This is a genomic window from Humidesulfovibrio mexicanus (genome assembly GCF_900188225.1).
GTDB lineage: Bacteria > Desulfobacterota > Desulfovibrionia > Desulfovibrionales > Desulfovibrionaceae > Humidesulfovibrio > Humidesulfovibrio mexicanus.
Map to the genome: position 1 here is coordinate 357660 of NZ_FZOC01000004.1, position 19888 is coordinate 377547.

The 19888-nt window shown below is 69.1% G+C and carries 18 protein-coding genes; 3 read left to right on the plus strand and 15 right to left on the minus strand.

All coding sequences use genetic code 11. The annotated features are described in order from the left end of the window. Positions 1-105 precede the first annotated feature (105 nt). The 4 genes from CHB73_RS10795 to CHB73_RS10810 form a co-directional block, all read right to left on the minus strand. On the minus strand, positions 106-1383 hold the full coding sequence (locus CHB73_RS10795) for a radical SAM protein (RefSeq protein ID WP_089274577.1): 1278 nt from the start codon (positions 1381-1383) through the stop codon (positions 106-108). Between the two features lie 95 nt (positions 1384-1478). Further along, the gene (locus tag CHB73_RS10800; protein ID WP_143337370.1) at positions 1479-3224 is read right to left on the minus strand and encodes a hypothetical protein; all 1746 of its coding nucleotides are present in this window, start codon (positions 3222-3224) and stop codon (positions 1479-1481) included. Beyond that, a complete protein-coding gene (gene amrS / locus CHB73_RS10805) occupies positions 3224-4297 on the minus strand; it encodes an AmmeMemoRadiSam system radical SAM enzyme (RefSeq protein WP_089274579.1) in 1074 nt (357 codons plus the stop codon). Before amrS ends, CHB73_RS10800 begins: the two co-directional genes overlap by 1 nt. A gap of 20 nt (positions 4298-4317) precedes the next feature. Beyond that, a complete protein-coding gene (locus tag CHB73_RS10810) occupies positions 4318-5403 on the minus strand; it encodes a TOBE domain-containing protein (protein ID WP_179217002.1) in 1086 nt (361 codons plus the stop codon). A gap of 215 nt (positions 5404-5618) precedes the next feature. Here CHB73_RS10810 and CHB73_RS10815 point away from each other — a divergent pair, with 215 nt between their 5' ends. Together CHB73_RS10815 and CHB73_RS10820 are read left to right on the plus strand one after the other, a co-directional pair. Then, positions 5619-6560 carry a sulfite exporter TauE/SafE family protein gene (locus CHB73_RS10815; RefSeq protein ID WP_089274581.1) on the plus strand — a complete coding sequence of 314 codons (942 nt, stop codon included), beginning with the start codon at positions 5619-5621 and terminating at the stop codon, positions 6558-6560. 67 nt (positions 6561-6627) lie between these two features. Continuing rightward, positions 6628-7275 carry a hypothetical protein gene (locus tag CHB73_RS10820; RefSeq protein ID WP_089274582.1) on the plus strand — a complete coding sequence of 216 codons (648 nt, stop codon included), beginning with the start codon at positions 6628-6630 and terminating at the stop codon, positions 7273-7275. A gap of 72 nt (positions 7276-7347) precedes the next feature. Here CHB73_RS10820 and CHB73_RS10825 read toward each other — a convergent pair whose 3' ends face one another. The 11 genes from CHB73_RS10825 to nifH all read right to left on the minus strand — a co-directional run bounded on the left by CHB73_RS10825 (position 7348) and on the right by nifH (position 18340). Beyond that, on the minus strand, positions 7348-8637 hold the full coding sequence (locus CHB73_RS10825; protein ID WP_089274583.1) for a radical SAM protein: 1290 nt from the start codon (positions 8635-8637) through the stop codon (positions 7348-7350). A gap of 22 nt (positions 8638-8659) precedes the next feature. After that, positions 8660-10054 (minus strand): nitrogenase component 1, encoded by a 1395-nt coding sequence (locus tag CHB73_RS10830; RefSeq protein WP_089274584.1) that lies wholly within the window; start codon positions 10052-10054, stop codon positions 8660-8662. A gap of 3 nt (positions 10055-10057) precedes the next feature. Further along, on the minus strand, positions 10058-11476 hold the full coding sequence (gene nifE, locus CHB73_RS10835) for a nitrogenase iron-molybdenum cofactor biosynthesis protein NifE (RefSeq protein ID WP_089274585.1): 1419 nt from the start codon (positions 11474-11476) through the stop codon (positions 10058-10060). Between the two features lie 7 nt (positions 11477-11483). Beyond that, a complete protein-coding gene (locus tag CHB73_RS10840) occupies positions 11484-11993 on the minus strand; it encodes a GNAT family N-acetyltransferase (protein WP_089274586.1) in 510 nt (169 codons plus the stop codon). Positions 11994-12013: 20 nt separating this feature from the next. Further along, on the minus strand, positions 12014-12316 hold the full coding sequence (locus CHB73_RS10845) for a (2Fe-2S) ferredoxin domain-containing protein (RefSeq protein WP_089274587.1): 303 nt from the start codon (positions 12314-12316) through the stop codon (positions 12014-12016). A 37-nt stretch (positions 12317-12353) separates the two neighbouring features. Continuing rightward, positions 12354-13655 carry a radical SAM protein gene (locus CHB73_RS10850; RefSeq protein WP_089274588.1) on the minus strand — a complete coding sequence of 434 codons (1302 nt, stop codon included), beginning with the start codon at positions 13653-13655 and terminating at the stop codon, positions 12354-12356. Between the two features lie 63 nt (positions 13656-13718). Next, the gene (nifK, locus tag CHB73_RS10855; protein ID WP_089274589.1) at positions 13719-15092 is read right to left on the minus strand and encodes a nitrogenase molybdenum-iron protein subunit beta; all 1374 of its coding nucleotides are present in this window, start codon (positions 15090-15092) and stop codon (positions 13719-13721) included. Between the two features lie 14 nt (positions 15093-15106). Further along, on the minus strand, positions 15107-16741 hold the full coding sequence (nifD, locus tag CHB73_RS10860; protein WP_089274590.1) for a nitrogenase molybdenum-iron protein alpha chain: 1635 nt from the start codon (positions 16739-16741) through the stop codon (positions 15107-15109). 11 nt (positions 16742-16752) lie between these two features. Beyond that, positions 16753-17127: a P-II family nitrogen regulator gene (locus CHB73_RS10865; RefSeq protein ID WP_089274591.1), complete on the minus strand. Its 375-nt coding sequence runs from the start codon at positions 17125-17127 to the stop codon at positions 16753-16755. 4 nt (positions 17128-17131) lie between these two features. Then, positions 17132-17476, minus strand: a complete 345-nt coding sequence (locus CHB73_RS10870) for a P-II family nitrogen regulator (protein WP_089274592.1) — start codon at positions 17474-17476, stop codon at positions 17132-17134. Between the two features lie 33 nt (positions 17477-17509). Then, the gene (gene nifH, locus CHB73_RS10875; protein ID WP_089274679.1) at positions 17510-18340 is read right to left on the minus strand and encodes a nitrogenase iron protein; all 831 of its coding nucleotides are present in this window, start codon (positions 18338-18340) and stop codon (positions 17510-17512) included. 316 nt (positions 18341-18656) lie between these two features. Here nifH and CHB73_RS10880 point away from each other — a divergent pair, with 316 nt between their 5' ends. Then, on the plus strand, positions 18657-19766 hold the full coding sequence (locus CHB73_RS10880) for a LeuA family protein (RefSeq protein ID WP_089274593.1): 1110 nt from the start codon (positions 18657-18659) through the stop codon (positions 19764-19766). Positions 19767-19888: the final 122 nt, after the last annotated feature.

The window sequence follows — 19888 nt, forward strand, 5'->3', positions numbered from 1 at the left end:
CCCTGCGCCACGCAAGCGCCCGGACGGCCCATTCGTTTCGGCACCGCTTACCAGACTGCGCCCGCGCAGGCAAGGACCGCGCCCGACCGTGACGTTTCTGCGGGGCTATTGCCCGCCCTCCGGCTCCAGGTAGGGATTGAAATAGCCGAACCGCAGGTGCGGATTGGACTTCCTGAGCCGCTTCATGAAGTTGGCCAGGCCCATGCACGGGCCGGAGTCGAAGCCGCCCAGCAGCCTCATGGCCAGCTCCGGGTCCAGGTTCAGGTTGCGCAGCTGGATGAGGTCGAGGCGTGTCTCCCGCACCACGGCGTCCAGGGCGTCCCACTCGTTCTCGCAGTCGGTGACGCCGGGAAAATACAGCAGGTTCAGCGACACGAACATGCCCAGGCCCTTGGCCGCGCGGATGCTCTCCAGCACGTCCTCGAAGCGGTAGCCGTTGGGGCGGTAGTAGGCCTCGTAGGGGCCCTTGCGCACGCTGTTCAGGCTCACGCGGATGGAGTCCAGCCCGGCGGAGCGGAGTTCCGGCAGCGTACCGGGCAGGCTGGCGTTGGTGTTGATGTTCACCGTGCCCCGGCCGCCCTGCTTGCGGAAGCGCGCAATGGACGCGCCAAGGAGCGCGGCCTCGGTGAGCGGCTCGCCTTCGCAGCCCTGGCCGAAGGAATAAATGGGGCGGCGCTCCTTGCCTTGATGCCGCAGCATCACCTCCACGATCTCGCGCTCCGTGGGCTTGAAGGTGATGCGGTTCTGGTTGGAGGGAAAGCCGGAGTCCTCGGGCTGATGCGAAATGCAGCCCACGCAGCGGGCGTTGCACGTGCGCGAGGTGGGCAGCGGGGCCTCGAAGCGGCCCAGGGCCAGATTCTTGGCCGCCGGGCAGCCGTAGGTCAGGGCGCAGCCGGTCAGATGCCGCACCAGGCGGTTCTTGGGGAATTCGGCCAACAGCTTGCGCGCCCCGGCCTCGATGCGTTCCCTGGGCACGCAGGCGAATTCCTGCCTGCGGTCCTGGTCCACGCGCCGCGCGCAGACGTAGAAGCGCCCCTCGTAAAACCCAACGGCCCCATAGGCAAAGAGCGGCAGCACCGGCGCGCCGGGCCTGGCCTGGTATGCGGCCGAGGCCGAGAGCGTGTGGGCCGGGCTGGCGAACACGGCCACGGCCAGTTCCTCCAGCTCCTCCACCTGTCCGGTGGCCGGGTCCAGCCCCAGCGCCCCCCGGCCGGGCAGCAGAAAGAACTCGCTGTCCTCGGGCAGGGGAATCAGCTCGTCGGGCCGGGGCAGGGTCAGCTCCGACCCGCGGCGGCAAAGCATCAGCAGGTCCGGATGATCGTAGATGTTGCCGCGCTCGTCGGCATAGACCAGACAGGGTTCGATGTGCTTGGCGGTGCTCATGCCCGCCCTCATACGCCGGGCGCGCCCTGGCCGCAAGCCGAAGCCGCGCCCGGACCGGGGCCGCGATGTGAGCGGCCCCGGAGTCCGCGCCGACCCTAAGGCCGGGGCAAGGCGTCCTGGCCGGAGAGCCGGAGGCTGGCCGCAAGCCCGGCCTCAAGCTCCCGCCGCGTCCGGGCGTCGAAGCCGCCAAGTGCCAGCGCGGCCCGGTACTCCCGCGCGGCCACGGCCTGCGGCCCGCGCAGCAGATGAAAACGCGCCAGGCGCGCGTGCTCCTGGGCGGTCATGTCCGCCTTGTGCACGATGCACCGCAGAGGCACGAAGGAGAGGCCCAGCACCAGCGCCCCGAAAAACAGCGCGGCCAGGGCGTGTTTCGGCCGTCCCCCGCGCGCTGCCGACCGCAGAAGCCCCGGCAGCTCCGCGCAGGCCACGCCCGCGAAGACAAGCGCCAGCGGAAGCAGCACGGCCCGGTAGCGCGGCGTCACCTGAAACAACAGCACCAACGCGGCCTGCCCCAGCAGCAGGACAGCCAGGGCGGCGGATTCCGGCCCGCGCCGCCAGCACAGGGCGAGCCCTGCCGCGCCCAGGGCCAGCACAAGCCCGACAGGCAGGGGCAACGCGCCGGGCACGGGCGAGAAGCGCGCGCAAAAGGCCATGTTGGCCGTGGCGTCGTAGCCCGCATTGTTCACCAGCAGCAGGGCCTTGCGGCCCATGAGGCCCACGGCCTCGGCCGGGTGACCGGCGAAGAAGCGCCAGGTCTTGCCGTACCACCAGGCATCGGCCTCGGCCAGGGTCAGCTCCCGCCCTGTCTCGGCCTCGGCTGCCCGCCAGGCCTGCACCACCACCCGGTACGGCGTGTTGTCGAAGCCGGGCAGGGCGTCGCCCACGCCGCTGGCCCCGTGGTGATTGCCGGAATACAGGGTGAACCCGCCCTGGAAGCCGAAGGGCGAGGCGCGCCCGGCCAGGGCCGCGTTGTGCAGCAGGAACGGAGCCAGGGCCAGGACGAATCCGAGCACGCAGCGCAGGACCGCGCCCATGGCCCGGCCGTTGCCGCGCCAGCGGGCGCACAGGGCCCAGGCCGCCACGGCCAGAAGCGCCGCCGGGGCCATGTTGGGCCGCATGAGCGAAGCCAAGGCCAGCAGCGGGCCGGAAAGCCAGGCCGCAAGCGCTCCGCCCGGCTCGGCCGGGGCTTGCTCGGCCAGGGCTTGCTTGGCGACGGTCCGGTCGGCCTGGGCTTGCTTGGCGACGGTCCGGTCGGTCTGGGTCCGGCCGCCATTGGCTGGGACGGCGCCGGAACGCAGCAGCAACGTTACGCCCAAAAGCAGGCAAAACACGGCCGGGCCCTCGCCCAGGGGCAGCAGGGCGTAAAAGAGCAGCGGCCCGCACAGGGCGTACAGGATGCCCGCGGCCAGCCCGGCGCGGCGCACGGTCTGGCGACCATCGAGACCATCGGCCGGGCCTTGCGCGGCCAAGCGCGCGGCCAGCCCGGCGCACAGCGCGGCGGAACCCGCGTCGAGCACGGCGTTGACCAGGACGAAAAAGCCAATGTCCGGCCCGACGAGAAGGTGCAGCGGAGCCAGAAACAGTGCGTAGCCGGGGCTCATGACCATGGGTTCGCGGAACAGATAGGCCCCGTCCAGCAGGCGCGAGGCCGCATACAGGTAGGCCGAGAGGTCGGGCACGTACTGGTCGGCCAAGGGGGTGTCGCGCACGAACCACCAGTGCGCCAGGCGCGGCGGCAAGGCCAGGGCGAAGACCAGGGCGGCCTGACGCCAGGTCCAGGCCCGCGTCTGCACCGCCGCACCGCGCGCCGGAACGGCGGCCTCCGCCAAGGCGTCCGGCATCAGTCCCAGACCCCGGGAATGGCCGCGCCGCAGGCCGGGCACAGGCCGCCGGGCAGCGCCCCGCCAGGCCCGGCCGCCCCGCCAGGCCCGGCCGAAAGGGACGACACGTGGAAGCCCGCGCGGAAGAGCACGGGTTTGCCGCAGGACGGGCACAGGGTGTCGCCGTAGCCCGGCCCGGAGGCGTTGCCGACGTAGACAAAGGACAGCCCGGCCCGGCGTCCGGCCTCGCGCGCGGCCAGCAGGCTCTGCGTTGGCGTCACCGCTCGGTCCAGCAGACGATACTCCGGGTGGAAGCGGGAAATGTGCCAGGGCGTGTTTGTCCCCAATTCGCGGGCGATGAAGCCGGACAGCTCCGCCAGTTCCTCCGTGGAGTCATTGAGGCCGGGGATGAGCAGGGTGGTGACCTCGATCCACCAGCCCAAGGCCCGCATGTGCTTCAGGTTCTCCAGCACCGGAGCCAGACGCGCGCCGCACTGGTCCGCGTAAAACGCCTCGGTGAAGGCCTTGAGGTCCACATTGGCCGCCTGCACGGGTCCGCTGTCCGCCGGGCCAAGGGCGTCCAGGCAGTCCGGGCTCATGAAGCCGTTGGTCACGAGGATGTTCCTGAGGCCGCGCGTGCGCGCAAGCCGGGCCGTGTCCTCCACCAGCTCGAAAAAGATCGTGGGCTCGGAATAGGTGTAGGAAAGGCTGCGGCAGCCGGAATCCAGCGCGGCGGCCACAAGGGCCTCCGGTCCCATGCTGTGGCCCGTGATGGCCATGCCCAGGCGCGGCGACTGGGACAGGGTGGCGTTCTGGCAGAAGGAGCAGGACAGGTTGCAGCCCATGGTGCCCAGGGAAAAGGTGCGCGTGCCGGGCAGGAAATGGTAAAGGGGCTTCTTCTCCATGGGATCGGCGCTGATGGCCGCAGGCAGGGCGTAGACCAGGCTCACCAGCTCGCCATCGCGGTTCTCGCGTACGGCGCACAGGCCGCGGCCGCCGGGCTTGATGGCGCAAAAATGGCTGCACAGGCGGCACTGGACCACGCCCGCCTTGAGCGGCTTCCACAGTCGGGCGGGATGCGCAACACGCGGCATGGCCCCCTCCTTTCGGCTTCCTAGCCGAAGTTCAGGATCACCGAAAACGCGCCGAAGCTGGCCCACACGGGCGAGCCCACGGTCAAACCCAGCCGCCGCACGCTCTCAAGGGTGACCACGGCGGCCAGCCGGGTGCCGTCGGACAGTTCGGCCGTGACTTCGGCCGAAACCTGGTCGCCCTGGCCTTCCCCCGTGAGGACGCGGCGCACCACGGCAGGATAGCTGTTCTCCGCGCTGCACACGGGCTCGTTCTCCCCTGCGCAGAGCTGCACCCAGGGGGCCTTGATGTCCGCCGTGGCCAGCACGCCGGGCCGGATGCCGAGGCGCTCCACGCTCTCGCGGGTGACGACGCTCGTCACCGTGAAGCCGCCCAGGCTGGTGATCTCCACGCTGGCCACCACGGGGCCTTCGACCACCCGGCTGACCGCGCCGAAGAAGCGGTTGCGCGCGCTGGACTTGCGCCGCTCCTCGCGCTTCAGGTAGTCCTCCACGATGCGCCCGGCCTCGTCGTCGGTGTAGTCGGAGAAGGCCGCGGTCAAATCCGCCGAGGACTGGCCGAGCAGGCGCTGCACCACGGGCAGGGGCACGTCCTGGCGCATGAGGTGCCGCGCCCGCGAACGCCTGAGCACGCTGGGGCTGGCCAGCTCGCGCGGGAGCCCGGCCGCCGCGGCGCGCTCGTAGAACTTGCGGCGCACATGGCCCTGGTCCATGTCGAAAAGCCTGGCCGCGTCCAGCGCAAGGGTGGGATCGGCCAGGGCCTCGCGCAGGGCCTTGGCCACGTCCGTGGGCAGGGGCACCTCGCGGCCCTCCCCGTTGGGGCCGAAGCGCGCCACGGGCCGTTCACCGTCAAGCTGCAGGTCGCGGGTCGGATCAAGCCCCAGCACCTCCCCCAGACGCGCGCCGGTAGAGCGCAGAAGCAGAAAGATCAGCCACAGCCGACGGCGCGACACCGCGTCCGCCCTGCGGCGCGAAGACTCCATCCAGGAGCGGAAGGACTGCTCCAGCCGGGCCACCTGGGCCTCGTCGAGGCTGCGGGTCTCGGCCCTGGAAGCGGAATGCGCCGCTTCGTCCCTTTCCGTTCGCGGAGATTTCCGGGGATTCTGCATCAGCACTACATACGGACAAAGCGCCACGCTGCCAAGAGCCGGAACCCGGTATTTCCGTGACAGCGTTTTTGTCTGGCGAAACGTGAAATACTCCGTGACAAATGGGAAGGCGAAACGTATTCTGTAGTCACGAAAACATGTAAATTCGTGACGAGACATCCCTGCAGCCCCAACCCGGCGCGGCACCGCCGCCCGGCCACCCGCAGGAGACGGCCATGCTCTTCGAGGTCGCGGGCGTCGAAGTTTCCCCCTGGGTGCCCCCGCTGGTGTCGCTGGTCATCTCGTTCTTCACCAGCATGGGCGGGGTGTCCGGCGCGTTCCTGCTTCTGCCCTTTCAGATGAGCGTGCTGGGCTATACGGCCCCTTCCGTCAGCGCCACCAACCAGTTCTACAACATTGTGGCCATTCCCAGCGGGGTCTGGCGCTTCCTGCGCGAAGGACGAATGGTCTGGCCGCTCACCTGGGCGGTGGTCGCGGGGACCCTGCCGGGAGTGCTCATCGGCGCCGTGGTGCGGGTGCGCTACCTGCCCGATGCGCGCAATTTCAAGCTCTTCATGGCCTGCGTACTGCTGTACATCGGCGCGCGCATGGCCCTGGACCTGGTGCGGCAGCTGCGCCGCGCGGCAGGCGGAACACCGGCCGCCGGGGAACGCCTCGGACTCCGGCCACAGTCCGGGCGCGAGCCCCATGGGCAAAGGCCCGCCTGCGTGCGGGTGCTGCAACGCGGCCGCTCGCGCATCGCCTACGAATTCCAGGGCGAAACCTACGACGTCTCCGCCTGGGGCATACTGGCCCTGGCCCTGGTGGTGGGCGTCATCGGCGGCACCTACGGCATCGGCGGCGGCGCCATCATCGCGCCCTTCCTCGTGTCCTTCTTCGGTTTGCCGGTCTACACGGTGGCGGGCGCGTCCCTCATGGGCACCTTCATCACCTCCGTGGCCGGGGTGGCCTTCTACCAAGCCATTGCGCCCTTCTACCCGGACATGTCCGTGGCCCCGGACTGGCTGCTCGGCCTGCTCTTCGGCCTGGGCGGCATAGTGGGCATGTACCTGGGCGCGCGCTGCCAAAAGTTCGTGCCCGCGCGCTACATCAAGTGGATGCTCTCAGGCCTGCTGGTTTTCCTGGCGCTCAAGTACGCGGGGGACTCCCTGCGCTAGACGACGCCCCTTGCCCGGCACGCGCTTCTGCCCTAGCATGGCGCATTCCCCCGCAAGGAGGCTCCCCGTGCGCAGACTCCCCGCCGCGCTGCTCGTCTGCCTGTGCCTGGCCGCACAGCCGGCCCTCGCCTCGGAGACCTACCCCGCCCCCGATGCGGGCCTGCGCCTGCCGGACGGCGCGCGGGTTCTTCCCGGCGACCCCGTGTGGCCCCTTGGCGAACGCGCCGCTCCGCACGCCCTGTGCCGCATCGAGGCGGCGGGCGCGGAAGGGTTCCGCCTGAACATCATGCCCCGTCAGGGCGCAACGCCCGCCCCGTCGGCCCCGCGCGCCTGCCTGGGGCTCGCGAGCTCCCGTCGGCTCGACCTGTACAAGACCCGCGCCGTGGAGTTCCGCGTCCGCGCTTCGCGCCCGGTGGCGGGCATCCTGATGGTGACCAGCTCCAATACCCAGGACCGCCTTTCGCGCGACCGCTTTTTCGGCTCCTTCGGCATCGGCACGCGGTGGAAAACCCTGCGGCTGACCTACGGCGCGCTGGCCCCGCTGCCCGGCTGGGACGCGTTCGCCGCGCGAAGCGGCCTGCATCCCGGCGACCATGTGCTCCGGCCGGACAGCGTGGAGGAGCTGTGCATCGGCGTGGAGGCGGGACGCCTGGACCCGGAGGGCGGCGGCCAGGGCGCGCAGGTGGAGATCGACGGGCTGCGCTTCGTGCGCTGAGGCGCAAAACTGGCGAGGCAAAAGCCCCCGGAACGCCGGAGGCCTTTGCCCCGTCCGGAGTCCTCCCGCCTGCTAGCAGCCGTCGCCCGCGCCGCAACAGGGCTTGGACAGCCCCTTGGCCTTAAGCGGCTCCAGCCCAGAAAGCCCGGCCTCGCCGTAGGCGGCGCGCAGGGCGTCCTCGATGAACCCGGAGCAGGCCACCGGCGTCACGCCGCGCTCGGCGAGGATCGTGCGCGGGGTTTCGCCCACTGCGCCCACCAGCACGGCCCGGCAGTCGAAAAGGACCCTGGCCAGCTCCTCCCAGCGGTTCGGGCCGCAGCCTGCCGTGGGCGCCTGGCGCTCCTCCACCAGGCGGAAGCCCGCATCATCCGCCTTGCCCCAGATCTGGAAGCGCCGGGCCTCGCCCAGGTGCTGGTTCACCAGCAGCCCCTCGCGGCTGGCCACGGCGATGTGCGGACGATGGTCCTGCCCCTTGGGCCGCAGCGCGCCGCAGGCGGCCAGCACGCCGCCCAGCTCGCCGGAGCGGTCGCCGCACAAGAGGCCCACCGCGTCCGCCCGGCAGCGGCGGCAATGGGTCATCTGCGGCACCAGGCTCCCGGCCGCCTCGCGCAGGGCGCGCACCTCGTCCTTGCCGGGCTCGGCCAAAACGCCGAAGGGCGTGCCCTCCGTGGGGAACAGGGGCATCATGTTCATGAGGTCCACGCCAAGCTCGCGGGCCTTGGCCGCCACGGCCATGAGGGGCGCTCCGCCGTCCTGGGTGTTCACGCCGGGCATGACGATGGCGTTGACCTTCACGGCCAGGCCGCGCGCCTTCAGCCCCTCGATGGCGGCCAGCTGGCGCGAAAGCAGCAGTTCGGCGGCCGCCTGTCCGCGATAGACGACGTTTCCGTCGCGCACCCAGGCATAAATGCCCGCGCCTATGGCCGGGTCCACTGTGCTCATGGTGATGGTGGCGTGGCTGACGCCCAGCGCGGCCAGGTCGTCCACATATTCCGGCATGGCCAGCCCGTTGGACGACAGGCAGAAGAGCATGTGCGGGAAGGCCTCGCGGATGCGGCGCATGGTCTCCAGGGTCTCGGCCGGGTTGGCCATGGGGTCGCCCGGCCCGGCGATGCCGACCACCGTGATGCGCGGCTCCTTGTCCAGCACCCGCTTCACGTATTCCAGGGCCTGGAAGGGCTTGAGCACCGCGCTGGTCACGCCGGGGCGCGACTCGTTCACGCAGTCGTACTTCCTGTTGCAGTAGTTGCACTGGATGTTGCACTTGGGGGCCACGGGCAGGTGCACGCGCCCGCAGGAGCCGCTGGCCTCCTTGTTGAAGCAGGGGTGCTTGACGCTTCTGGGATCGATGCTTGCGTTCATGTCCGGCTCCTTGCGCAGTGATTTAGAGATACCCGTATCCGATGTCAGAATCGCTCTGCTTCTTTTCCAGCACCATGTTCACCAGGCGGTCGAAAAGCTGCTGCGCCCCCCGGTAGCCCAGGTGCAGCACGCGCTGGCCCCCGAAGCGGTCGTGGATGGGAAAGCCCACGCGCAGAAGGGGCACGCCCCATTCCCGCGCGGCGCGCTGGCCCTTGCTGTGGCCCACCAGCACATCCGGGGACAGGGTGCGCGCCTCCTCCACGATGTCGAAGAAGTCCGCGCCCTCGCGCACCAGGGGCATTTGGCGCAAAACGCCGCCGCAGGCGGCCTCGATGTGCGCGGCGAGGTTGCGGTTTTTCGCGCCGGTGGCCACCAGCACGGGAACCACGCCGATCTCGGCGAGAAAGCTCGTCATGCCGATGCAGAGATCCTCCTCGCCATAGACCACCGCACGCATTCCGGACACGTACTTGTGCCCGTCCACCAGCGCGTCGACGTAGCGGCCGCGTTCCAGGGCCAGTTCACGCGGGGCCTCGCGCCCGGAGATTTCCTTGAGCGCCGCGAAAAAGGCGTCGGTTTCGCGCAGGCCCATGGGCAGGCCCAGGCGGTACAGCGGCACGCCGAAGCGCTCCAGGAGGGAGGTTCCAGCGGTGGGCTGGGCGCTAATGGCCCGGCCAAGCTCCACCGAGGCCAGGCCGCCGCCCATGGCGCGGATGCGGGCCACGGGCGCGCCGCCGGAGGGGATGTTCTCGTAGTCCAGCAGGGCCGGGCCGTCCAAGGTCTCGGAGTAGTCCGGCAGCATGACGGAATCCAGGCCGAAGGCGTGGACGAGCTCCTTCAGGTGGCGCATGTCCGCAGGGGACACGAACCCGGGCATAAGGTTCACGCGGCCGTTGGGCGGCGTCTGCTCCACGCACAGCTGGTCGGCCAGCGCCCGCACGGCGGCGTGGAAGCCGTCCACATGCGTGCCGGAATAGCTGGGCGTGGACACGTGCACGATGTCGGCCAGGGACAGGTCGCCGAACTCGGCCCGGAACTCGGCGACCAGGCGCGGCACGTCGTCGCCGATGGTCTCGGTGAGGCAGGTGGTGGCCACGCCCACCACCGAGGCCCCGTACTTGCGCATGGCGTTCAATAGGCCTTTTTTGAGGTTCGGGCCGCCGCCGTAGATGGCGTTCTTCTCGCCCAAGGACGAGGACGCGATGTCCATGGGCTCGCGGAAATGGCTGATGACGTAGCGGCGCATGTAGGTGGCGCAGCCCTGGGAGCCGTGCAAAAAGGGGATGGCCCCCTCCACCCCCCGAAAGGCCAGGGTGGCCCCCAGCGGGGTGCACAGCTTGCAGGCGTTGGTGGTGGCCGTGTGGCTTGCGCCCCGGTATTCGTGCTCCGGCGCGTCGATGACGGGCTTGGCTTCCATGGCTTAGGCCTCCTCGCTCTTCAGGTTCCGGGCGGCCTCGCGCCGGGGCGCGAAGCGCCACACCGGGCTCATGACCGAAGCGTGTATTTCGCGGGCGAAGTTGAGCATCCCCGCGAAGCCCTCCAGTGCGATCTTGCGCTCGTGGTTGTGGTCGCAGAAGCCCACGCCCAGCTTGAAGGCGATGGGCCGCTCCTTCACGCCGCCCACAAACACGTCCACGTCCTTCTCCCGGATGAAGGCCGAGAGTTCGAGGGGATTGGCGTCGTCCACCACGATGGTTCCGGGGGAGCAGATGGCGGCAAGCTCGCGGTAGTCCTCCTCGGTGCCGGTCTGACTGCCCACGATGACCACCTCCATGCCCAGGTGCCGGAAGGCCTTCACCAAGCTGAAGGCCTTGAAGCTGCCGCCCACGTACACAGCGGCCTTCCGGCCCTCCAGGTCGGCGCGCAGCTCCTTGAGCTTCGGCATGAGGGCGGACAGTTCGCCGCGCACCAGCTCGGCCGTGCGCTCCATGAGCCCGGCGGCCAGCTCCGGCCGCGTTTTCTCGAAATGCTCGGCCACGGCGTACAGGCTCTCGGCCACGTCCTCGATGCCGATCCAGGACACGCGGAGGAAGGGCGTGCCGTAGTCCTCCTTCATCATGCGCGCCAGATCCTGGGTGGCGCCGGAGCACTGCACCAGGTTGAGGCCCGCCCCGTGCGCGCGCCGCAGGTCGTCCACGCGGCCGTCGCCGGTGATGCCCGCCACCACGGCGATGCCCATGCGCGTGAGGTAGTCCTTGATGATCCAGGTTTCCCCGGCAAGGTTGAAGTCGCCCATGATGTTCACCGACAAGGGCGGGATGTCCGACACGTCGGCCGTGCCCACCAGCTGGCGCATGGCCGTGCACGCGGCCAGATAGCCCTCGCGCTTGTTGCCCTTGAAGCCCTCGCTTTGCACGGGCAGCACCGGGATGCCGTGGCGCAGGCTTGCCGCCTTGCACACGGCGGCGATGTCGTCGCCGATAATGCCGACGATACAGGTGGCGTAGACGAAGGCGGCCTTGGGCGCGTGCCGGGCGATGAGCTCGTCCAGGGCCTTGGCCAGCTTCTTTTCGCCGCCGAAGACCACGTCCAGTTCCTGCAGGTCGGTGGAGAAGGACAGCCGGTGCAGTTCCGGGCCGCTGGACAGCGAGCCGCGGATGTCCCAGGTGTAAGCCGCGCAGCCGATGGGCCCGTGCACCAGGTGCAGGGCGTCGGCTATGGGATAGAGCACCACGCGCGAGCCGCAGAACACGCAGGCGCGCTGGCTTACGGCCCCGGCAAGGCTGTCGCGGTTGCAGGCCAGGGAGAATTCGCCCTCGCCGATGCGATGGATCTGGTCTCGGCGCTCCTCGAAGATGGCGCGGCGCTCAGGGGCGGTGCAGGCGGCGGATTCTGTCATATGGTCCTCACTTTCCCGCGGCGGGCAGAACGCGCCGCAGGCACACGAGGTTGGTGGAAGCGTAGCCGCAGGACGCATAAAAGGCGTGTGACGCGGTGTTGTGACGGTCGGCCAGCAGTTGCAGGCGCGTGGCCCCAAGGCCGATCCCCCAGGCCTCGATGCGGGAGAGCAGCGCGCGGCCCACGCCCCGGCCGCGCCACTGCGGCCGGACCACCACGTCCTCCACCAGCAGGGCCGGGCCGCCCTCGGCGGTGCTCACCACCACCTGGGCCGTGGCCATGCCGACCACGCGCTCCGGGTCGCAGTCGGCCACGGGCGCGTCCTGCGGCTGCCCGGAGCGCGCCGTCGCCGCCAGCACCAGGCCCGCGCCCTTGCCCAGCAGAAGCGAAAGGCCCGCGCGTTGCCGCGCCGCGTCCGGCGCGAAGTCGGACTCGATGCCGAAGAGCAGGCCAAGCAGCTCCACAAGCTCGCGCATGTCGGCCTCCCTGGCCTGGCGGATGGTGAACGCGGCGGTCATGTGTCCGTCTCCGTGCCGGGCTAGGAGAGCAGGTACTGGGCGGCGGGCTCGCCGGACTCTATGCCATCCAGGATGGCGTCCACGGCCTCCTCGCTGTTGACGCCCTTGAACCAGAGGTTGTCGGGCTGGACGACCAGCACAGGCCCCTTCTCGCACTGCTTGAGGCAGCCGGTGGTGGCCACCTGCACGTCGAGCCCGCGGTCCAGGATGCCTTCCTCGATGTATTGCAGCAGGCCGTCGGTCTGCTTGTGGCAAATGCCCTTGGGCTCCTTGCCCACGCGGAAGCTCTGGCACACGAGGATGAGTCTTTCGGGAAGGGCCATGTTGCGTTCTCCTTGGGGGTGCTGAAGGGTGACGGAATCAATCCACGATGACGCGTTTGGCGCCCGGCTTCTTCCGGCGGGGGCCGCCGCCGAAAAGCAGGTCCACCGCGCCCTTGACGTCGGTCTCCGCGGCGAGGACGCCCAGGCCCAGGCCGGAGAGCACCTCGCGCGGGCGGGATCCGGCGCTGGCCGCCAAAATGGCGAAGCAATCGGGCAGGGCCGAGGCCAGGGCCTCCCAGCGGGCGTCGCCGCCGCCGGGTCCGGCCGCCTCGGGCAGGTCGCGCAGGCCCAGCAGGCTGGGCAGGCCGTCGTCCGCGCGGGGGCCGAAGATCATGAAGCGCACGGCCTGGCCCAGGTGCAGGTCCACCTCCATGCCGCCGGAGCTGGCCACGGCCACGTTGACCCGCGCGCCGGACGGCCGGGGCAGGCCGGGATTTTCAAGGCAAAGGCCAGCGCCCGGCCCGGCGTTCTCCATCCACTGCACGTCGGCCCGGCAGGGGTCGTCGGCGGGCAGCAGGGCCATGCGCCGGGCCGCCAGGACGCGCAGCTCCTCCAGACGCTCCGGGGAAAGCGGCGCGGGTCGGCCTTCGGCGGATGAATCGGGCTTGGCGGGCTTAGCCCCGCAGGTGCGCGCCTGCCCGCAGGAAGCGCATTCCTCCGGCGCGCAGGCGGCCACGACCGCCGACGCGTCGGGCAGGGCGGCCGGGGCGGCCACGATGTCCAGCAAATCCGCGCCCAGGCTGGCCACCACATGGGCCAGCTCCTCCACATGGCCCTCGTTCACGCCGGGGACCACGGCCATGCGCACGGCCACCAGCATTCCGGCCTCGCGGAAGGCGCGCACGGCCCTGGCCTGGGCGTCCACCAGCAGGGGCGCCGCGGCCTCCAGGGCCATGGTGCGGCGGCCGGGGCGTATCCAGGCGTACAGGCGCTCCACAAGCGCGGGGTCCACGGCGTCCATGAGCACGGTGGCGCGGGTGACGCCCGCCTGGGCCATGTCGCGCGCCACGGCGGAAATGTCGGCCTCCGGCGGGCACAGGCCGTTGGTCAGCAGGTGCAGCTCCAGCTCCGGCCGCTTTTCGTGCACCGCGCGGAACACCGCCGCCACGGGCACGGGGTCGGCCAGGGGCTCGCCCGGGCCGGACACGGACACGGCGCGGATGTTTGGCCCGGCGGCGGGATCGGCCAGCACGCGGTCCAGCCACTGCAGGGCGTCGGCAGCGGGCAGCGCCCGGCCGGGGTTGCCGGGTTCGCCGTGCACGCGGCGGGTGTTGGCGCGCACGGCCACCGGCAGATGGATGCAGCCGGACTGGGGGGGGGATGTTTTTTGGCAGGCCATGCGGGACTCCAGGCGTTTGCCGCCCCGGCCGGGAGGGATGCTCCCGGCCGGGCGCGGGGCAGGTTACAGGGTCAGCTCGAACACGGTCTCCGGGTCGTCGCGGTCCTTGCGGTCCAGCAAAAGCCCCAGAATCTTCTCCAGCAGGCGCAAGCCGCCCTTGTAGCCCACGGTGGGGAAGTACTGGTGCCCCACGCGGTCCAGGATGGGGAAGCCGAAGCGCAGGAAGGGGATGTCCTCGTCCCGTGCGATATACTTGCCGTAGGTGTTGCCGATGAGCAGATCCACGGGCTCGTTCTTGATCCACTGGTGCAGCAGGAACATGTCGCCCCAGGCCTTGACCTTCACCTCGCAGGGCAGATGGGCGGTAAGCTCCTTGATGCGCTTCTCGAACTTGGCGCCGGACGTGCCGGTGACCACGTACACGGGCCACATGTCGATGGAGGTCAAAAACTCCACCATGCTGATGAGCTGGTCCGGGTCGCCGAAGAGGGCGACCTTCTTGTGGTAGTAGTACTGGTGGGTGTCGCTGATCATGTCCACCAACTGGCCGCGCTCGCGGGTGATCTCTTCGGGCACGCTGGTTCCGGCGATGGTGCGCAGGGCGTCGATGAAGGCGTCCGTCGCCTTGAGCCCGAAAGGGATGTCCAGCACGCGACAGGGCACCTTGCACTTGGCGTCCAGGTTGCGGGCGGCATCCGCGCTGCACCACTCGCCCAGGGCCAGGGTGCCGATGGCGTCGCCCGCCTCCTTCAGCTCCTTCATGGTCACGCCGCCCTCGGGGAACATCTTGAACTCGCCGGAGAGCGGGCCGTTCAAGACGCCGGAAGTGTCCGGAAAGAGGGTGATGGGCACATTCATGAGCGCGGCCAGGCGCTTCACTTCCTCCATGTCCGAGGGCTCCACCCAGCCGGGGATGACGTTGACCTTGCCGTTCTTCCTGCCCGTGGACTCGGCGACCTCGGTCATGCCCTTGACCATGTTGGAGAAGCCGGTGACGTGGCTGCCCACATAGGAGGGCGTGTTGCAGTAGATGACGTGCTTGCCCGTGGGGATGAGGCCCTGCTTGTCCGCCTTGTCGCGAATCTGCTTGATGTCGTCGCCAATGGTCTCCGACAGGCAGGTGGTGTGCACGGCAATGACTTCCGGATCGTACACCGTGAAGATGTTCTCTATGGCCTGCAGCAGGTTGGCCTGCCCGCCGAACACGCTGGCGCCCTCGGTGAAGGAGCTGGTGGAGGCGGAGATCGGCTCCTTATAGTGCTTGGTGAGGGCGCTTCTGTGGTAGGCGCAGCAGCCCTGGCTGCCGTGGCTGTGGGGCAGGCAGCCGTGGATGCCGAGCGCCGCGTACATGGCGCCGATGGGCTGGCAGGTCTTGGCCGGATTGATGACCAGGGCGCTGCGCTCCGTGATGTCCTTTGGGGTGTGCTTGAGCAGCATAACTGTGTTCCTCGCTATTCCCAGACGTAGGTGGCCGAGAGTTCGGGGTTCTCCTGCCAGGGGGCCTTCATGTAGCTCCACACCCTGCTGTTCACCATGCGGTCGATCTCGCGGTAGAAGTTCGCCGCACCCTTGAACCCGGCGTAGGGTCCGCCGTAGTCGTAGCTGTGCAGCTGCTTCATGGGGATGCCGAGCTTCTGGATGGAGTACTTTTCCTTGATGCCCGCGCAGAAGATGTCCGGCTTGAAGATTTCCACCAGCTTTTCGGCCTCGTACTGGTTCAGGTCGTCGATGACGAGGCTGCCCTTGTCCATGTCCGGAATCATGCCGTCGTAGTCCTTGAACGCGAAGCCGGACTCCTCAAGGCCCTGCATCTCCCCCGCCGACTTGCGGGGCTTGTAGGCCACGGGGTCGGCCGAAACCTCGATCTCCTCGATGTTGCGGGAGTCGGCGTCGACCTTGAGGTTCGGGATCACCTGGCGGCCTTCGTAGTCGTCGCGGTGGGCGAACTCGTAGCCGGCGGCGATGGTCTTCATGCCCAGTTCGGCGAAGAGCTCCTGGTAGTGGTGGGCGCGGCTGCCGCCCACAAAGAGCATGGCGGTCTTGCCCTGGGTGCGGGGACGGACCTCGGCCTGGGCGGCCTTCACCGGGGCCATCTCCTCGGCGATGACCGCCTCGATGCGGTCTTGCAGCGCCTTGTCGCCGAAGTACTGGCCGATCTTGCGCAAGCTCTTGGCCGTGGCCTCCGCGCCGATGAAGTTCACCTTGATCCAGGGGATGCCGTACTTGGTCTCCAGCATGTCGGCCACGTAGTTGATGGACCGGTGGCACATGACGCAGGAGAGGTCGGCCTTGTGCGCGGTGGCGAACTGGTCGTAGCTGGAGTTGCCCGAGAAGGTGGCGATGTTGGTGATGCCGCAACGCTTGAGCACGCGGTCGATCTCGAACCCGTCGCCGCCGATGTTGTACTCGCCCAGCAGGTTGATCTTGTACTCGCCCTCCTTGGCCCTGTCCTCTGTGCCCACCAGGTGGCGGAACACCTGGTTGTTGGCGATGTGGTGCCCGGCGGACTGGCTGACGCCCTTGTAGCCCTCGCAGGAGAAGGCGAAGACGTTGCAGTCGCCGAGCTTCTCCTTCATCTCGCGGCTGACGGCGTGGATGTCGTCGCCGATGAGGCCGACAGGACAGGTGGCGAACACGCAGATGCCCTTGGGATGGAAGAGGTCGTAGGCCTCCTGGATGGCTGCCTTGAGCTTCTTCTCGCCGCCGAAGATGATGTCCGAGTCCTGCATGTCGGTGGAGAAGGCGTAGGGCATGTAGTTCTGCCCGTCCGGCCCGGGGTCGGTCTGGTTCCTGCGGGTCAGCCAGGCGTAGAAGCTGCACCCGATGGGCCCGTGCACGATGTTCACGATGTCGCGCGTGGGGCCCATGATGACGCCCTTGCACCCGGCGTAGGTGCAGCCGCGCATGGTGATGACGCCGGGGATGGTGCGCACGTTGGCCTGTATCTCGGGCGTGCTGTTCTCCAGCGCCTCGTTGACGAGGATGGAGGCGGCGCGCTTTCTCGCCACCTTGGGAGGATACTTCTTGAGCAGCTCCTCCTTGACCGCGGAGGCGGTCCACGCTGCTGCCGTGTTCTTTGCGGCCATGACGGGCTCCTTTAGCTGATGGACTTCTCGCCGGACTCGGCGGTGCGCACGCGCACGGCGTCGGCCACGGGGAGGACGAAGATCTTGCCGTCGCCGGGCTTGCCGGTCTGGTTGACCTCGATGATGGCGTCGACCACGGCCTTCACGTCGCCGTCTGGCACCACCACGGAGACCATGCGCTTGGGGTAGAGCTTGCCACGCTCGCCGAGCAGGGCCACGGCCTCCTCGTAGCCGCTGGCCGCGCCCGCAAGCACGTGGGGATTGGCCAGGCCAACGCCGCGTCCTTGCGCCTCGTGGGCGAAGTAGGCGTCAATGCCCGCGTCGGTAAGCGCCTGCTTGGTGCGGTTCATCATGTTCATGCGCACCACGGCGATGACTTCCTTCATGGCGCTAGGCCTCCTCTGGCGTGGCCGTTTCGCACACGCCGGAGCTCACGGTGTAGACCTCGTCCACGGGGGAGACGAAGATCTTGCCGTCGCCGAAGGCGCCCTTCTTGCCGCTGCGCGCGGCCGCCATGATGGTCTCGATGACGAAGTCGCGGTCGGCGTTCTTGACCACGCTCATGAGCATGGTCTTGGGAATCTCGTCGTAGGTGACTTCGCCGATCTTGATGCCGCGCTGCTTGCCGCGCCCGGCCACGGAAAACTTGGTCACCGCGGGGAAACCGGCGTCCATGAGGGCCGCCAGAACGTCATCAGCCTTCTCCGGACGGACGATAGCTCTCACCATGATCATGTGTTGTTCCTCCTCTTCGTATGCGGTGGGGGGCTAGCAGGCTTCCATGAGGCCGAAGTCCATGAGCAGCTTCTCCAGGGCCTCGATCTCCAGGGGCTTGGGGATGACGAACATCTCGTTGGTGTCGATGGCCTTGGCGAGGTTGCGGTAGTGGTCGGCCTGCTCGGCCTTGGGATCGAACTCGATGACGGTCTTGCGGTTGATCTCCGCGCGCTGGACCATGTTGTCGCGCGGGACGAAGTAGATCATCTGCGTGCCGATCTGCTTGGCCAGCTGCTCGATCATCTCCTTCTCGTTGTCCACCTTGCGGCTGTTGCAGATGAGCCCGCCCAGGCGAACGGTTCCGGACTGCGCGTACTTCATGATGCCCTTGCAGATGTTGTTGGCCGCGTACATGGCCATCATCTCGCCGGAGCACACGATGTAGATCTCCTCGGCCTTGCCGTCGCGGATGGGCATGGCGAAGCCGCCGCAGACCACGTCGCCCAACACGTCGTAGAAGGCGTAGTCCAGGTCCTCGGACTCGTGGTAGGCGCCCAGGCTCTCCAGCATGTTGATGGAGGTGATGATGCCGCGCCCGGCGCAACCCACGCCCGGCTCTGGCCCGCCGGACTCCACGTTCCAGGTGTCGCCGAAGCCACGCTTGCGGATGTCCTCAAGCTCCACGTTCTCGCCCTCGTCGCGCAGGGTGTCGAGCACGCTCTTCTGCGCCAGGCCGCCCAAGAGCAGGCGCGTGGAGTCGGCCTTGGGGTCGCAGCCCACCACCATGACCTTGCGGCCCATCTCCGCCAGGCCGGCCACGGTGTTCTGCGTTGTGGTGGACTTGCCTATGCCGCCCTTGCCGTAAATGGCCACCTTTCTCATTTTCTTCATCGCTGCATCCTCCGCTCGTTTCGACTTTTGAGGTTGACGGACGAGCGACAGAAGGCAAGGCCCGTGCCAAGGCTCACGAATTCTGGCAACCGCGTGATATGCACTGATTTTTCTGGTCATGGGCGGTGGTGTCAGGCTATGCTGCCGACATTCGCGTACCTACGAGAAATGTAGGAGCAACACTTTTGTATGCACCGGCACGCACACAACGCAGCATGGGCAACAGGCTGATTTCGCGCTCTTTTGTTTTCATGGCGAGCAGCTGGCACCAAGGGTGCACTCTTCCCCAAAACACGAGGAGGAGACCATGCTGATAGACAGCACCCTGCGCGAGGGCGCACAGGCCTACGGCGTGCATTTCGGTCCCGGCGCCAAGCGGCGCGTGGCGGAATTGCTGGCGCAGGCCGGGGCAGAGGAAATCGAGTGCGGCTGGCTGGGACAGGAGGGGCTTGCGGACTTTCTGGCCTGGGCCGCCCAGGCCCTGCCCGAGGCGGCGAAAGGCCGTACGCCCAGCCTTTCCGTGTGGTGCCCCTGCCGCGAGGCCGACGCCCGCGCAGCGGCGGAGCTGGTCCAGGCCGGACTCGCGCAGCGGGTGAACATCGGCGCGCCGTCTTCCGCCGCGCACCGGGAAAAGCGCCTGGGCCTCTCGCGCGCGGACATGGCCGCCCGCGTGCTGCATGTGGTGGACACGGCCAGGCGCCAGGGCGCGGACTATGTGTCCGTAGGCCTGGAGGACATTTCCCGCGCCGATGCGGAGGAGGCGCTGGACCTGGCCCGCGTGGCGGTGGCGGCCGGGGCCGCGCGCGTGCGCCTGTCCGACACGGTGGGGCTGCTCACCCCGGAGTCCACGGTGCGCCTTGTGGAGCGTTTTGCGGCGGATCTGCCCGTGCCCGTGGCCCTGCACGCCCACAACGACCTGGGCATGGCCACGGCCAACGCCATCACGGCCCTTGGACACGGAGCCGCCTTCGTGGACGTTTCCGCCCTGGGCCTGGGGGAGCGCGCGGGCATCGCGGCGCTGGAGCAGGTGGCGGCCTGGGCCAGGACAGCCTGCGGCGCGGCCTACGACCTCACCGTGCTGCGGGCCTTGTGCCTGCTGGCCGGGCAGGCGGCCGAGGTTTCCGTGCCCCGCAACCGCCCCGTGGTGGGGCAGGACATTTTCGCCGCCGAGAGCGGCATCCACGTGCACGGCATCGCGCGCGACCCCTCGCTCTTCGAGCCGTTCGATCCGCGGGCGGTCGGCGCGGAGCGCCGGGTGGGCGTTGGGGCCAAAAGCGGCGCGGCGGCCCTGGCGCAGACGCTCCGGCGGCTGGGCAGGCAGGCGCGGCCGGACGCGGGGCTGCTTGAGCGCGTGCGCGCCCTGGGCGAACGCCTTGGCCGCCCGCTGACGGACAGCGAGATACTGGGCGCGCTGTAGCGCGCCAGGAGGACACCATGACCCTGGCCCCCATGCTGCGGCGCGCGGCCGAAGCCCTGTGGCTTGCGGGCGGCATGTGCGCCCGGGCGGAACTCGGCCTGGCGGATTTCGACCCGCCCCCC

Excerpts from the sequence above, each read along its gene's own strand:
- CHB73_RS10795 (WP_089274577.1), bottom strand. The coding sequence starts at position 1,383 with ATGAGCACCGCCAAGCACATCGAACCCTGTCTGGTCTATGCCGACGAG.
- CHB73_RS10800 (WP_143337370.1), bottom strand. The coding sequence starts at position 3,224 with ATGCCGGACGCCTTGGCGGAGGCCGCCGTTCCGGCGCGCGGTGCGGCG.
- amrS (WP_089274579.1), bottom strand. The coding sequence starts at position 4,297 with ATGCCGCGTGTTGCGCATCCCGCCCGACTGTGGAAGCCGCTCAAGGCG.
- CHB73_RS10810 (WP_179217002.1), bottom strand. The coding sequence starts at position 5,403 with ATGCAGAATCCCCGGAAATCTCCGCGAACGGAAAGGGACGAAGCGGCG.
- CHB73_RS10815 (WP_089274581.1), top strand. The coding sequence starts at position 5,619 with ATGCTCTTCGAGGTCGCGGGCGTCGAAGTTTCCCCCTGGGTGCCCCCG.
- CHB73_RS10825 (WP_089274583.1), bottom strand. The coding sequence starts at position 8,637 with ATGAACGCAAGCATCGATCCCAGAAGCGTCAAGCACCCCTGCTTCAAC.
- CHB73_RS10830 (WP_089274584.1), bottom strand. The coding sequence starts at position 10,054 with ATGGAAGCCAAGCCCGTCATCGACGCGCCGGAGCACGAATACCGGGGC.
- nifE (WP_089274585.1), bottom strand. The coding sequence starts at position 11,476 with ATGACAGAATCCGCCGCCTGCACCGCCCCTGAGCGCCGCGCCATCTTC.
- CHB73_RS10840 (WP_089274586.1), bottom strand. The coding sequence starts at position 11,993 with ATGACCGCCGCGTTCACCATCCGCCAGGCCAGGGAGGCCGACATGCGC.
- CHB73_RS10845 (WP_089274587.1), bottom strand. The coding sequence starts at position 12,316 with ATGGCCCTTCCCGAAAGACTCATCCTCGTGTGCCAGAGCTTCCGCGTG.
- CHB73_RS10850 (WP_089274588.1), bottom strand. The coding sequence starts at position 13,655 with ATGGCCTGCCAAAAAACATCCCCCCCCCAGTCCGGCTGCATCCATCTG.
- nifK (WP_089274589.1), bottom strand. The coding sequence starts at position 15,092 with ATGCTGCTCAAGCACACCCCAAAGGACATCACGGAGCGCAGCGCCCTG.
- nifD (WP_089274590.1), bottom strand. The coding sequence starts at position 16,741 with ATGGCCGCAAAGAACACGGCAGCAGCGTGGACCGCCTCCGCGGTCAAG.
- CHB73_RS10865 (WP_089274591.1), bottom strand. The coding sequence starts at position 17,127 with ATGAAGGAAGTCATCGCCGTGGTGCGCATGAACATGATGAACCGCACC.
- CHB73_RS10870 (WP_089274592.1), bottom strand. The coding sequence starts at position 17,476 with ATGATCATGGTGAGAGCTATCGTCCGTCCGGAGAAGGCTGATGACGTT.
- nifH (WP_089274679.1), bottom strand. The coding sequence starts at position 18,340 with ATGAGAAAGGTGGCCATTTACGGCAAGGGCGGCATAGGCAAGTCCACC.
- CHB73_RS10880 (WP_089274593.1), top strand. The coding sequence starts at position 18,657 with ATGCTGATAGACAGCACCCTGCGCGAGGGCGCACAGGCCTACGGCGTG.